This window comes from Marinobacter sp. GH_1 (assembly GCF_048595985.1).
Taxonomy (GTDB): Bacteria; Pseudomonadota; Gammaproteobacteria; order Pseudomonadales; family Oleiphilaceae; genus Marinobacter; species Marinobacter shengliensis.
The window spans coordinates 468,898-482,322 of sequence record NZ_CP184460.1 but is presented as its reverse complement, the minus strand read 5'-3'; the positions used below and the strand labels follow the sequence as shown (position 1 = coordinate 482,322).

The following is a 13,425-nucleotide window of genomic DNA, read 5'->3' as shown; positions in this document are numbered from 1 at the left end:
GATTACTTCAGCGCCGCGCGGGCGCGGGCCACCGCCGCACGCACCTGGTTCGGTGCGGTGCCGCCCAGGTGATCACGGGCCTGCACGGAGCCTTCCAGGGTCAGCACGTCAAACACATCCTCACCAATCACGTCAGAGAACTGCTGCAGTTCTTCCAGGGTCATATCGGACAGGTCACGGCCTTCGGCCACACCAAAAGCCACGGATTTGCCGACGATCTCGTGGGCATCCCGGAAAGGCACGCCTTTCTTGACCAGGTAATCGGCCAGATCGGTGGCGGTAGAGAAGCCCCGCTTGGCCGCTACCCGCATGTTATCGGCCTTGGCTTCGATCGCCGGAATCATGTCGGCGTAGGCCTTCAGGCAGCCCTTGATGGTATCGACGGTGTCAAACAGCGGCTCCTTGTCTTCCTGATTGTCCTTGTTGTAGGCCAGCGGCTGGCTCTTCATCAGGGTCAGCAGGCTGATCAGGTGGCCATTGACCCGGCCGGTCTTGCCGCGCACCAGCTCCGGCACATCCGGGTTCTTCTTCTGGGGCATGATGGAGGACCCGGTGCAGAAGCGGTCCGGAAGGTCGATGAAATCAAACTGGGCCGAGGTCCACAGCACCAGCTCTTCACTGAACCGGGACAGGTGGGTCATCAGCAGCGCGGCAAAGCTGCAGAATTCGATGGCGAAGTCCCGGTCAGACACCGAATCCAGGCTGTTTTCAGTCGGCCGGTCAAAGCCCAGCAGCTCGGCAGTCAGGTTGCGGTCGATCGGGTAAGTGGTACCGGCCAGGGCGGCAGCGCCCAGGGGCATCACATTCACCCGCTTGCGACAATCCTGCAGGCGATCGGCATCGCGCACCAGCATCTCGTACCAGGCCAGCAGGTGGTGGCCGAAGGTAACCGGCTGGGCGGTCTGCAGGTGGGTGAAGCCGGGCATAATGGTGTCCGCTTCACGCTCGGCCAGATCCAACAGGCCAGCCTGCAGGCGGGCCAGTTCCTCGGCAATCACGTCGATTTCGTCCCGCAGGTACAGGCGGATGTCGGTGGCTACCTGGTCGTTACGGCTGCGGCCGGTATGCAGCTTTTTACCGGTAATGCCGATGCGGTCGGTCAGCCGGGCTTCGATGTTCATGTGCACGTCTTCAAGGCTGACAGACCATTCGAAGCGGCCGGCCTCAATGTCTTCCTTCACGCCTTTCAGACCATCAATAATCTGGTCTCGCTCAGCGTCAGTGAGCACACCCACTTGAGCCAGCATGGTGGCATGGGCGATGGAGCCGGTAATATCATGGTGATACAGGCGCTGGTCAAAACCGACCGACGCAGTGAAGCGCTCAACAAAGGCGTCTGTGGGCTCGCTGAAGCGGCCACCCCAGGGTTTTTCGGAGGATGTGGTCTGGTCAGACTTTTTCTGATCCGTCATGGTTTTAGTCCTATAGTAACATGTAACTCTTGCTTAAGCGTCTGTTTTTTCGTGGAATTGTAAAAGTGACACTTTTTGCTATTTTTCGGGTAATTTTGTCCTCATTATAACGCTTCAAGATTCTGGAATCGCGCTAAATATCGTAGGACGACTGGGGGTTGCCAAACATATCTTGGGTGGTGGCTGTTCGAACTCGGCATGGGGAAAATTTTCCTAAAGCCTAAAATCGTTCGTAAAGGTCGCAAAGCGGACATTCAAACTCGCGGGTAACACTTGCACTGTGTGCACGCAAGAAATGAAGTCGAAGGTGCAATGTAGTGGGCGTCGCCGTTCGTTTAGGGTGACGCTATCAGGCGTCTATTGCATCGGGGGCTTGCCAAGGTTTACCGCAGCAACTCACTCAGGTTACGCTCCCAACGGCTGATAAACCCGTCTTCCGTATACTTCGAAAAGTCGTCCACATGCCAGATCGACACATGCTGAGGAACGTCAGCCAGCTTGCTGTGATCCGGCTCAAGCGTGGTAATCAGCAGCGTCGGTAACTCGCCGGTCAGCACCTGCTCGAATGCCACTTCAGGCAGGTAGCTAGCCTGGCCGAGCGGGGTCAGCTCCTGTCGCCGGACAGCGAACTGCAGGGCCTCCAGCGCGCCGATTTTGCGGTCCAGCTCCAGCTGGATGCCCCGCAACTGCTGGCTCGAGCTGTCGAAACTGCGCTTCAGGGCGTCGGCTTGCCTGGACATGGCGTCCGGGGACAGGCAGCTCTGCTCGACATACGCCAGCAGGTCCCGGTGGATAATCCCCAACATCACCAGTGCGTTGGCCGGGTTCAGCCAGAAGTATCCGGGCTCGCCGCCGGCCATATCGTTCACCGCCACGCGCTCCCCGCCCGGCATCATCGCGGTCGCGGCATCAATCGGGACCACCGAGATATTCTGCATCCGCAGGTAGGGGTAGATATTGATCTGCGGCCAGACCGAGTGAATGCTTAAAACCAGACCCGCCCGGGGGAACTGATCCGCAGGCTGGCGGTCCAGCCAACCGGGTACACGCTTTACGCTGTAACGCGACGGGGCAATGTGCAGGGTCAGAAATGCGGTGTTCCGGGTCAGTGCCGAGGCCATGCAGCGACCAAATGGGCGGGAGTTTGTCAGAGACCATGATTCAGCAAAGCATTTACCAGGCTGGTATAGGGCGCCTCCACCTCCAGAGCATCACACCGTCTGAGAACAGCTCCAGCGATACTTTCCAACTCCAATGGACGGCCTTTTTCCCGGTCAATCAGCATGGATGTTTTAATCGCGTTAAAACTACTGATCAACTCAAACATTTCTTCCAAATCTTTACGGGTCAGGTTTACACCATCCGCTTTCGATGCCTCTACCGTTTCACTCATCATCCCAAATACAACGTGCCGGAACTGGGGGTGGTGAGTCAGGCTTCGAGTATCCAGGCGTGTCAGGGCCGAGAGTGGATTTACGCCGTTGTTGATGACCAACTTGCGCCAGAGTTCATACCGGATGTTTTCGGTCACAGTGGTGGGAATACCGGCTTCGTTAAAAGCAACTTCCAGAACCTTGAGAAGATCCGCACGCGGGTCGTCTTTAGGTTGTTGTGCGGGCCAGGCGCCCATCACGATCTGGGCCACGCCTTCGGCAAACACCATACCGGGTTCAGTAATATGGCCGCCAATGCGCACGGCAAGGCCACCAAGCACACGCGCCTCACCCACCACTTCGGCAATCAAGGGTTCGTTATCAACGCCATTCTGCAATGACAGCACCGGTACGGAACCGGCACGCAGCCAGTCGCAAAGTTCGGCCATTACGGCACCGGTCGCCGTGGATTTGAGGGCAATGGCAACCAGATCAAAATCATTCGGATGGTAATCCCGAATGAGCGTCTGATGATCACAGGCAGGAAGACCATGCCGGAGTACCTGCCCTTCATAATCAACGGTCAGGCCATCCGCTCTCAGTGCCTGAAGGTGACCACCGCGCGCCGTCAGCACAACCTGGTGGCCAGCTTCAGCCAGCCTTGCGGCGTAGTAGCCTCCGATGCCGCCGGCACCGATCATCAGAATTTTTAACGCAGCCACTGCAACCTCGATACGTCAGGATGTTGGTCAAATAGGATTCATGGACAACTTCCGAGTATATCAGGACCGAAACCCAGGCAACGTTCAACTGCCTGGCCAATCGCCAGAAGCCGGCCTTCCTGCCATGGTCCTTTTAACAACTGCAAACCAACTGGCATCCCGGCTTTATCTTTCCCCACTGGCAGGGTTAGTCCACACAGGCCCAGATAGTTGACCATGGCGGTGTTACGCAAGGCCTGCATGTTTGCCGCCGCATAGGCCCCCGGTTCATCCAGACTATCCACCGCAGGCGGTGTCAGCGTAACCGTCGGCATCAGCAGGGCATCGATACCCTGCAATTCGTTGGCGGCGCTGACTGACAGGCGCTTGATGAGGTCCAGCCTGTGGATATATTCCCAGGCCGGCAGCTCCCCAGCGGTGCGCAACCTTGCCGCTACGTTTGGATCCAGCGCGGGCATAATCTCCGGCAGTTCTTGCCGGATAAAAGCCGCCAGTTCCGGCGCCGCCACACCACCCTGAAGAAACAGTCCATAGATTTCATCGAGCCCCCACAAATTAAATCGAACCAGCCGGGCACCCGCCCTTTCCAAGGACCTCAAAGCCTGCTCTACGGTTTCGGCAATGCCGGGGCTGCAGTCTTCCCAAAAGAACGCTGAGGGGACACCGAAGGTGAGACTGGCAAGGTCCGGGACCGCGGGCAGCTGTCTGCCTTGTTTCCGAACAACCGGGTCCAGAGCACTGAAGGCATAGGCCAGGTCATCGACACGGTGCGCCAACAACCCGGGCGTGTCCAAGGTACTCGACAGGGGTACAATCTGCGATGTTGGCCATCGCCCGGCAGTCAATTTCAGCCCCGCCACGCCGGTCATCGTTGCGGGCACACGAACGGAACCGGCGGTATCGGTGCCCAGGGCCAACGCGGCAGTTCCATTGATCAGGGAAACACCCGCACCGGAACTGGAGCCACCAGGAACACGGTGAACACGCTTGTCCCAAGGGTTTCTGGGGGTTCCCCAGTGGCTATTAGTACCGAGCCCTCCGAATGCCAATTCCACGCAATGGGTTTTACCCACCACGGGCGCCAGTTGGGACTGGAGGGCGTGAATGAGGGGGCCTGCCTGCTGCCAGTGTTCTGGCAAGGCACGGGAGCAACCGGCATAGGTTGGAAAACCGGGCACACCGAACAGATCTTTCACCGACACAGGTATGCCCATCAAAGGCCCGGTGTTACCGCCTGAAGCCCTTACCTTGTCTCCGGCACGGGCAAGTTCGAGCGCAGACTCCGGGCGCCAACTGACATAGGCACCGTGATCACCCGTCTTAGCGGCATCAATGGCCGCTTCGACCAGCTCCTCACCAGTCCGGGTTCTGGACTCAAGCTGTTGTGCCAGCTGCCTTAACGGCGTTGACAATAGTGGCGCTTGAGCCATTACGATTCCTTGGCAAGGTCAATAGCTTGTGCGGCAAAACGGGCGCATTCGATGTCTTCATCTTCGCTACCCCCAGATACCCCGATGCCACCGACCAGAACGCCATCCCGGTAGAGCGGAACGCCGCCGCCAATCATGGTGAAGTCGCCGGCCTGGTTGAGGCCATCCAGCACCCTGGCAGGGGCTGAAGCCAACACGTTTTCAAGATCTACCGTGTTGAGGCCCATACCTGCCGCCGTGATGGCTTTTTTCTGCGACAGCTCGGAAGACACGAGAAAGGAGCCCGCCATTTTAAGGAAAGCCAACTGACGCCCTGAGGCATCGACAACCGACACCGTCGCCTTGATGCCCAGCTCTCCAGCCTTGTTAATGGCCGCCTGAAGCAAACTTAGCGACGCTTGTTCAGTCAAAGAAAACGAGGGTTGTACGAGTGTGAGTTCCTGGTTGTTATCCATAGTTGCTATCTCATCCAGCCAAATCCGGACAGCATCTGTGCCGCATTGTTCATTCCACTGCTGAACATCCGTTGCGGAAACTGCGAGCCCCCCAGGGTAAACGCGGCATTGAGCAGGCACACCGTCGGGTCATCCAGGCGATTGGTTTGGGTGGAGCCCGCAGCATCGCCCTTGAATGACATCACGGCGACCCACTGCTGATCCTGTGCCCAGGCACTGAGTAGCTCCCGTAAATGCCGGTCGTGCAGGGAAACACCGTCTGCTTCTCTATGGCAAGGCTTGTCATCGAGGCAGATCACAAGGACATCCTGTTCCCGAAGCACCTCCAGACACCGCCCGACTCGCCGGTATTCAAGCTCACTCATACCGGTATTAAGGATGAGTTCCGTTAACTCCCCCGGCTCCTCTGCCAGAAGCACCCGGAACAACTGGTGCCTGCTCGATACGTCCCGTGAATGCACTTCCGGCTCAAAACCCTGGTCTGAGAGCAGCGCCTTTATCCTGCCCGAGGTGGAGCCGCTGCCTTTGAGCTGCAGGATTTCCGGGGCATTTTGGCCGGCACTGGAGCTGATCACCACCACGCTTTTGTACTGCTTGCCCCAGATCATCCGTGCAGGCCCTGAGCCGGCTTGTTCCCGGGACTGGATGTTGTCCGCATCGCAGGAGACAAATAACACTGGAAGTTTGCTCATTTGCCTTCTCCTAAAAATCCGCAATCATCGCCGGGGCTTATCGCCCCAGCTTTTTCGCCGACTGCCCGCCAATGCCGAAATGTTGCTTGGGCATCTCGTTGAGAATGACGCGCACACTTTCAACCGGCGCTCCGAGGGAACGGACAATGGCGTCGGTTACCTCGTGGATCAGCATCTCCTTTTGCTCGTCGGTACGACCTTCCAGGATGTTGATTTGGGCAACGGGCATATAACCTCCTTATTCGAACCGGGCCGTGACAGTACCCAGCCCCTGGTAGCGAACGCTGATGTTATCTCCGGCTTCCACCGCAATTGCCGCTGTGATTCCGCCGGTCATAATAAAAGTACCGGCCGGAATGTGTTCACCGCGCTCAGCCAGTAGGTTAGCAAGCATGGCAACGCTAGACGCCGGATGGCCCAGCACAGCAGCACCAGCGCCCACGTCTACCACTTCACCGTTCTTTTCCACCACCACTCCTAGGGTTTTAAGGTCTAGATCGGCCAAGTTCGCCATAGTGCCACCGGTGATAAACCGGCTGGAGGAGGCGTTGTCAGCCACCACGCTCACCAGGTCGAACTTGAAGTTCTCGTAGCGGGAGTCGATCACTTCCACCGCCGGGATCACGAAGTCGGTGGCGGCCAGGACGTCACCGATATGGCAACCGGGGCCATGCAGGGGCGCCTTGGTCACGAAGGCGATTTCGGCTTCGATTTTCGGATGAATCAGTTCCTTGGTATTGACCACACCGCCGTCCGGCACGCTGAAGTAATCTGCCAGGAAGCCGTAGATCGGGGTTTCCACGCCCATCTGGGCCATCTTAGCCCAGGAGGTCAGGCCCATTTTCATACCAACCACCTTGTTGCCGCGAGCTTCCTTACGGCGGCGGATTTCCCACTGCACGTCGTAGGCGTCTTCGAAGGTCATATCCGGGTAATCGTTGGTGACCTTGGTGATATCGCGGGCGTTCAGTTCGGCGCTCTCTACGCGCTCGGCCAGGGCCAGCATCTGTTCATTAGTCAGGGTCTTGCTCATGCCTTTTGCTCCTCTTGCGCCTTCAGCAGGTCCAGCGCCACGTCCACGATCATGTCTTCCTGGCCACCCACCATCCGGCGTTTGCCCAGTTCAACGAGAATATCCACGGTCTTCAGGCCATACTTCTGTGCAGCCACTTCGGAGTGGCGCAGGAAGCTGGAGTACACACCGGCATAGCCCAGCGCCAGGGTTTCGCGGTCTACACGCACTGGGCGGTCCTGCAGCGGGCGCACGATGTCGTCAGCCGCGTCCATCAGGGCGTACACGTCGGTGCCATGGTCCCAGCCCATTTTGTCGAAGGCGGCAATGCACACTTCCAGCGGGGCGTTGCCGGCACCGGCGCCCATGCCGGAGAGGCTGGCGTCGATGCGATCACAGCCTTCTTCCACTGCGACGATGGAGTTGGCCACCCCCAGCGCCAGGTTGTGGTGGGCGTGGATGCCCGTTTTGGTTTCCGGTTTCAGAACATCCTTCAGGGCTCGGAATCGGTCCCGGATGTCGTTCATGTTCATGGCACCGCCGGAGTCCACCACGTACAGGCAGGTAGCACCGTAATCCTCCATCAGTTTGGCTTGTTCTGCGAGGCCCTGCGGGGTCTGCATATGGCTCATCATCAGAAAGCCCACGGTGTCCATGCCAAGCTTTCTGGCGTGCTCGATGTGCTGTTTGGAGACATCGGCTTCAGTGCAGTGAGTTGCCACACGTACGATGCGGGCACCAGCTTGGTAGGCGTTGTCCAAGTCATGGACGGTACCGATACCGGGCAGCAGCAGGGTGGCAATCTGGGCGTGCTCCACCACTTCGGCCACCGCTTCGATCCACTCCAGGTCGGTGTGGGCGCCAAAGCCGTAGTTAAAGCTGGAACCTTGCAGGCCGTCGCCGTGGGCGACTTCGATGCTGTCGACTTTCGCTTTATCCAGGGCCCGCGCGATGTCCTGCACGTTTTTGATGGAGTACTGGTGACGAATGGCGTGGCTACCGTCGCGCAGGGTCACGTCGGAGATATAGAGTTTCTTGCCAGGGTTATAAGTCATGATTCAGTCTCCTCACTTGACCAGCGATTCGGCAATGCGCTCGGCGGTGCCGAGAGCTGCGGAGGTCATGATGTCCAGGTTGCCAGCGTACGCGGGCAGGTAATGGGCGGCGCCTTCCACTTCCAGGAAGATGGAGGTTTTCAGGCCACTGAAGCGGCCGAGACCCGGGACGTTCATCGGCTGGTCTTCGGGAATGACGTCGAACTGGACTTTCTGCTTGAGGCGGTAGCCTGGCACGTAGGACGACACGGCTTGCACCATTTCTTCGACGGAGGCTTCGACTTCCGCCTGGTCAGCTGCATCCGACAGCACGTAAACCGTGTCGCGCATCAGCAGGGGTGGCTCAGCCGGATTCAGGATGATGATGGCCTTGCCTTTCTGGGCACCACCGACCACTTCAATAGCCTTGGAGGTGGTTTCGGTGAACTCGTCGATGTTGGCGCGGGTGCCGGGGCCAGCAGACTTCGAAGAGATCGAGGCTACGATTTCGGCGTAGTGCACCTTCGCCACGCGAGACACGGCCGCCACCATCGGGATGGTGGCCTGGCCACCGCAGGTAACCATGTTCACGTTACCTTCGTTCAGGTTCTGCTCAAGGTTCACTACCGGCACGCAGTACGGCCCGATGGCCGCGGGCGTCAGGTCCACAATCTTGATGTTTTCTTTATGGCCACGCAGGAACACTTCGTTGTGCATGTGGGCACCGGCGGAGGTGGCGTCAAATACGATGTCGATGTCGGCAAATTCCGGCATGTTTACCAGGCCATCTACACCTTCGTGGGTGGTGGCCACGCCCATGCGGTTGGCACGGGCCAAACCGTCGGATTCCGGGTCAATACCGACCATGGCGCCCATTTCGATGTTCTTGCCGTTACGCAGGATCTTGATCATCAGGTCGGTGCCGATGTTGCCCGAACCTATGATGGCGGCTTTGATTTTCTTGCTCATAATCATGTCCTCGTTTGGTCCGGATCAGACAAAGCGCACAGATGCGCTGCCAATCCCGCCAATGTCCACACGCATGGTGTCACCGGCTTTCACCGGCTCCAGCGGTACCAGGGAGCCCGACAGGATGACTTCACCTGCCTTCAGGGAAATACCAAACTCGCCCAGGGTGTTGGCCAGCCAAGCCACGCAGTTCACTGGAGAGCTCAACGCGGCTGCGCCGGCGCCGGTGCTGATGATGGAACCGTTCTTCTCCACCACCATGCCGCAAGTCACCAGGTCAACATCCCGAGGGGAGACCGCGTTGTCACCCAGCACAAACAAACCGCAGGAAGCGTTGTCGGCAATGGTGTCCTGAATGGCGATCTTCCAGTCCTGGATGCGGGAATCGACAATCTCGAAACAGGGCATCACGCATTCGGTGGCCGCCAGCACGTCGGCATTGGTCACGCCGGGGCCGGCCAGATCTTTCTTCAGGACGAAGGCAATCTCTCCCTCAGCCCTTGGCGCAATCAGCCGGTCGCTGATGGGCACCGCTTCACCGCTGTTGAACACCATGTCGTCGGTCAGGTAACCGAAATCCGGCTGATGAACGTTCAGCATGTTCATCACCGCTTTGCTGGTAACGCCGATCTTCTTGCCGATTACCCGGGCACCGGCCTGCTGCCGGCGCTCAAGCATGCGCAGGGAGATGTGGTAGGCATCCTCGATGCTGATGTCTTCGCCACGGCTGGTCAGCGGGGAGACCGCTTCCCGCTTGACCATGGCCTCGTAAAGTTCGTCGCCGAACTGCTGGATTTTTTGCTGGTCCATTGGATAGCCCCCGGCTCGTTAGAGCTTGATGCAGACGTTCTTCATTTCGGTGTAGAACTCCAGGGAGTGCACACCGCCCTCACGGCCGATACCGGATTGCTTGCTGCCACCAAACGGTGTGCGCAGATCCCGCAGGAACCAGCTGTTCACCCAGATGATGCCGGCTTCAACCTTACCCGCTACACGATGGGCGCGGCTCACGTTCTCGGTCCAGATGGCGGAGGCCAGGCCGTATGGCAGGCTGTTGGCCAGCTCGATCGCTTCTTCCTCGGTATCGAACGGGCGGATATGACAGCAAGGGCCGAAGATCTCGTCGGTTACCACGGCGGAATCGTCCGGCAGGCCTGTCCAGATCGTGGGCTGTACCCAGGCTCCCCCTGCATACTCTTGCGGCATCTCGGGCACGCCACCGCCAGTAATCACCGTGGCACCGTCTTCCACCGCTTTCTGGTAGTAGGACAGCACTTTCTCGCGGTGCTTGAGACTGACCAGCGGGCCGAAGTTGGCCTTCTCGTCATCGGGCGGGCCAATGCGCAGCTTTTCCGCTTCTTCTTTCAGACGGGAAACAAACTCGTCGAAAATGGAGCGTTCAACGTAAACACGCTCGGTACCCAGGCACACCTGACCACAGTTGACGAAAGCGGAACGCATAGTGCCTTCGATAGCCTTGTCCATGTCGCAGTCGGCGAATACCAGGCCGGCGTTCTTGCCACCCAGCTCCAGGGAGATGTCCCGAATGCCTTTGGCAGCAGACTTCATGATGGTCTCGCCGGTGGTGGTTTCGCCGGTAAAGGTGAAACCATCTACATCCTGATGCTCCGTCAGGAACTGACCAGCAGAATCCCCACCAAAACCGTGTACCACGTTGTACACGCCATCAGGCACGCCGGCGTCTTTCATTACTTCACCCAGCAGCGCGGTAGTTGTTGGGGTTTCTTCGGAAGGCTTCACCACAACGGTGTTACCACAGGCCAGTGCCGGGCCCACTTTCCAGGTCATCAACAGCAGCGGCAGGTTCCAGGGGCTGATCACACCGATCACGCCTTTGGGGCGACGTACGGCGTAGTTCAGGGCGCCGGTGCCATCCGGTGTCGCCATTTCAAAGGATTCCGCCGCCACGTTCTTGACCATGTCTGCGAACACTTTGAAGTTGGCCGCACCCCGGGGGATATCGATGTGGCTGGCCATGGACTTGGGCTTACCGGTGTCCAGACACTCTGCTTCCAGAAACTCGTCAAAGCGGTCGTTAATGCCATCGGCCACCTTGTGCAGGATGCGGGTACGCTCATCCAGGGTCATTTTGCCCCAAGGACCATTCAGCGCCGCCCGGGCAGCCTTCACGGCTGCGTCCACTTCTTCACGGCCGGCTTCATGGACCTTGGCAAACACCTGGCCGGTCACCGGGTTTACGTTATCGAACAGTTTTCCGTTGGCTGAGCCTACGTATTCGCCGTTGATGTAGTGTTTGATCTCTTTCATTGTTGCTCGTCCTGTTCTGTATCTTTTGGATCAGGTCAACACCGTCAGGAAGCGTTCGTTCAGCACGCGATCGTGATAGAAAATCGCTTTGCCAAGATCTTCTGCTTTCCAGGTAATCGGCTTGTGATCCGGGTAGGTGTAGTCGCCGCCGCAGAACACTTCGTTGCGGTTTCCGGACGGATCGAAGAAGTAAATGGTCTTGCCATGTGTCAGGCCGTGACGGGTCGGGCCGATATCGATCGAGGTATCGGTCATGGAGATCAGGTCCGCGGCCCGCAGTACGTCTTCCCAGGTTTCCAGGAAGAAGGAGGCGTGGTGGAACTTGCCCGGGTCGTCACTGTGGATGAAAGCAATGTCGTGCTCTTTCATCGAGGAGGTCAGGAACTGGGCAATGCGGGTACCTTCCGGATCGACCACCTGCTCGACCAGGTGGAAGCCCAGTACGTTCACGAAGACGTCGTACACGGCGGCCAGGTTGGGGCCATAGAACAGGCAGTGGTCAAAGCGCACCGCTTTCATGCCCTTCAGGCCACGGGGCCAGGCTTCCGGATTGACATCGCTGACGCCCCACTTGCCGGTGTATTCCTTATCGGCATACAGCTCGAAAGCATGGCCGGATGCCACAGTGAACCGAATCCGGCGGCCGCAGTCTTTCAGCTCGCCTGCTGGCAGGTGTTCCACTTCCAGACCGTGGGCAACCAGGTCTTTTTCCAGCTGGTTGAGGGCGGCTTCGTCCAGCACCTTGAAGCCCATAAAGTCACAACCCGGCTCGTCGGTTTCCCGCAATACCAGGGAGAATTTGTCTACTTCGGTCCAGGCTTTCAGGTACACCCGGCCCTGGTCGTCACGATCGGTTTCGATCATGCCCAGCAGCTCGGTGTAGTGTTGGACGGCTTCATCGATATCCAGAACCCGTACCTGTACGTGACCGGGACGCATTACACCTTTTCTCATGACAAGTACCTCTTTGTGTTTGTTATTGCTTTAGTGGCAACCTGTTCCCGATTATAGGGATTAGGGTTCCGGATAAGACCCACTCATACGGGCGCTCAAAATCCCGAAAATGGAAGCTTGAGCAGGCATACCGACCACCTTCATGCTAGAGTTCCAGGCAATAACCTGCTGATTGCGTTAACAATCATCCGAGAAGCCCTTAAATGAACTACCAGGACCTGTTTTACTTCATCAAAGTCGCCGAAAAAGGCAGCATTGTTGCGGCTGCAGATTTTCTGAAAATCCCGACCTCAACCCTGTCCCGCCGACTTCAGACACTTGAGCAGGATCTTGGCTACAAGCTGGTTCACCGCAGCGCAAAAAAGTTCGGCCTTACCGATTCCGGCCAGCGCTTCTACAAAAGCCTTGCCGGCATATTTACGGACCTCGAGCTGTCCGCGGAGAACGTCAAATCCGAGCTGGCCAGCATTTCTGGCGACATCCGCATCACAGCACCGATTGCCGCCGGGCACTTTTTCGTTAAAGAGTGGGTTTTCGAGTTTATGAAAGAGAACCCACTGGTCAGCGTTGACCTGATGTTTACCAATGAACCGATTGACCTTGTCGCTCACGGCATCGATGTTGCCTTCCGGCTTGGCGGCGTGACGGTAAACGACTGGATCATCCGTGATCTTCATGCCACCGAACTGGTGGTGGTCGCCACTCCCCGACTGCTTGAGCAGTATCCGGAGCCAAAAGAGCCATCCGACCTTGACCAACTGCCCCTGGTTGGCCTGAAGCGTCAGCCGTACTGGCGCTTTCACGACCAGGCCGGTCATTCGGTTACTTACTCACCGAAGCCCAAGCTGCGAACTGACGAGATCCGGTTGGCCGCCGATGCAGTCCGGGCGCATCTGGGCGCCTGCTGCCTGCCCCGATACCTGGTTCAGGCAGATCTGGAAGCTGGCACCCTGGTGAGCCTGTTGGGCGACTGGCTGTCGGAGACCCGCACCATTCACATGCTCTACCCCAACCGGAACCAGCTGCCCAACAAGATCCGCTCCTTCGTGGACTTCGTCATTCGCAAGTCCGCTGAACTGTAGC

General features: G+C 58.2%; 14 protein-coding genes. 1 reads left to right on the top strand and 13 read right to left on the bottom strand.

What is annotated here, in order from left to right; translation table 11 throughout:
* Positions 1–2: 2 nt before the first annotated feature.
* From argH to ACNSOI_RS02160, 13 genes are all read right to left on the bottom strand, one after another.
* Complete coding sequence (argH, locus tag ACNSOI_RS02220) at positions 3–1,412, bottom strand: argininosuccinate lyase (protein WP_420195037.1); 1,410 nt, start codon at positions 1,410–1,412, stop codon at positions 3–5.
* A 383-nt stretch (positions 1,413–1,795) separates the two neighbouring features.
* Positions 1,796–2,533: a hypothetical protein gene (locus ACNSOI_RS02215; RefSeq protein ID WP_176282656.1), complete on the bottom strand. Its 738-nt coding sequence runs from the start codon at positions 2,531–2,533 to the stop codon at positions 1,796–1,798.
* 26 nt (positions 2,534–2,559) lie between these two features.
* Entirely contained in the window at positions 2,560–3,507 is a 948-nt protein-coding gene (locus ACNSOI_RS02210; RefSeq protein ID WP_420195036.1) for a ketopantoate reductase family protein, read from the bottom strand.
* Positions 3,508–3,545: 38 nt separating this feature from the next.
* Positions 3,546–4,937 carry an amidase gene (locus ACNSOI_RS02205; RefSeq protein ID WP_420195035.1) on the bottom strand — a complete coding sequence of 464 codons (1,392 nt, stop codon included), beginning with the start codon at positions 4,935–4,937 and terminating at the stop codon, positions 3,546–3,548.
* On the bottom strand, positions 4,937–5,392 hold the full coding sequence (locus tag ACNSOI_RS02200) for a heme-binding protein (protein ID WP_339807257.1): 456 nt from the start codon (positions 5,390–5,392) through the stop codon (positions 4,937–4,939). The genes ACNSOI_RS02205 and ACNSOI_RS02200 overlap by 1 nt, the downstream gene beginning before the upstream one ends.
* Before the next feature lie 5 nt (positions 5,393–5,397).
* Positions 5,398–6,084 carry a hypothetical protein gene (locus tag ACNSOI_RS02195; RefSeq protein WP_339807258.1) on the bottom strand — a complete coding sequence of 229 codons (687 nt, stop codon included), beginning with the start codon at positions 6,082–6,084 and terminating at the stop codon, positions 5,398–5,400.
* Positions 6,085–6,121: 37 nt separating this feature from the next.
* Positions 6,122–6,313, bottom strand: a complete 192-nt coding sequence (locus tag ACNSOI_RS02190; protein WP_027951160.1) for a 2-hydroxymuconate tautomerase — start codon at positions 6,311–6,313, stop codon at positions 6,122–6,124.
* A 9-nt stretch (positions 6,314–6,322) separates the two neighbouring features.
* Positions 6,323–7,117 (bottom strand): 2-oxo-3-hexenedioate decarboxylase, encoded by a 795-nt coding sequence (dmpH, locus tag ACNSOI_RS02185; protein ID WP_420195034.1) that lies wholly within the window; start codon positions 7,115–7,117, stop codon positions 6,323–6,325.
* Positions 7,114–8,151, bottom strand: a complete 1,038-nt coding sequence (dmpG, locus tag ACNSOI_RS02180; protein WP_420195033.1) for a 4-hydroxy-2-oxovalerate aldolase — start codon at positions 8,149–8,151, stop codon at positions 7,114–7,116. Before dmpG ends, dmpH begins: the two co-directional genes overlap by 4 nt.
* Before the next feature lie 12 nt (positions 8,152–8,163).
* Positions 8,164–9,099, bottom strand: coding sequence for an acetaldehyde dehydrogenase (acetylating) (locus ACNSOI_RS02175; RefSeq protein WP_420195032.1), 936 nt, complete (start codon positions 9,097–9,099; stop codon positions 8,164–8,166).
* A 24-nt stretch (positions 9,100–9,123) separates the two neighbouring features.
* Positions 9,124–9,909 carry a 2-oxopent-4-enoate hydratase gene (gene dmpE / locus ACNSOI_RS02170; protein ID WP_420195031.1) on the bottom strand — a complete coding sequence of 262 codons (786 nt, stop codon included), beginning with the start codon at positions 9,907–9,909 and terminating at the stop codon, positions 9,124–9,126.
* Between the two features lie 18 nt (positions 9,910–9,927).
* Positions 9,928–11,388: a 2-hydroxymuconic semialdehyde dehydrogenase gene (locus ACNSOI_RS02165; protein ID WP_420195030.1), complete on the bottom strand. Its 1,461-nt coding sequence runs from the start codon at positions 11,386–11,388 to the stop codon at positions 9,928–9,930.
* Between the two features lie 30 nt (positions 11,389–11,418).
* Complete coding sequence (locus ACNSOI_RS02160) at positions 11,419–12,342, bottom strand: catechol 2,3-dioxygenase (protein ID WP_420195029.1); 924 nt, start codon at positions 12,340–12,342, stop codon at positions 11,419–11,421.
* Positions 12,343–12,545: 203 nt separating this feature from the next.
* On the opposite strand from ACNSOI_RS02160, the gene ACNSOI_RS02155 reads away from it, so the two are divergent.
* Positions 12,546–13,424: a LysR family transcriptional regulator gene (locus ACNSOI_RS02155; protein ID WP_420195028.1), complete on the top strand. Its 879-nt coding sequence runs from the start codon at positions 12,546–12,548 to the stop codon at positions 13,422–13,424.
* Position 13,425: the final 1 nt, after the last annotated feature.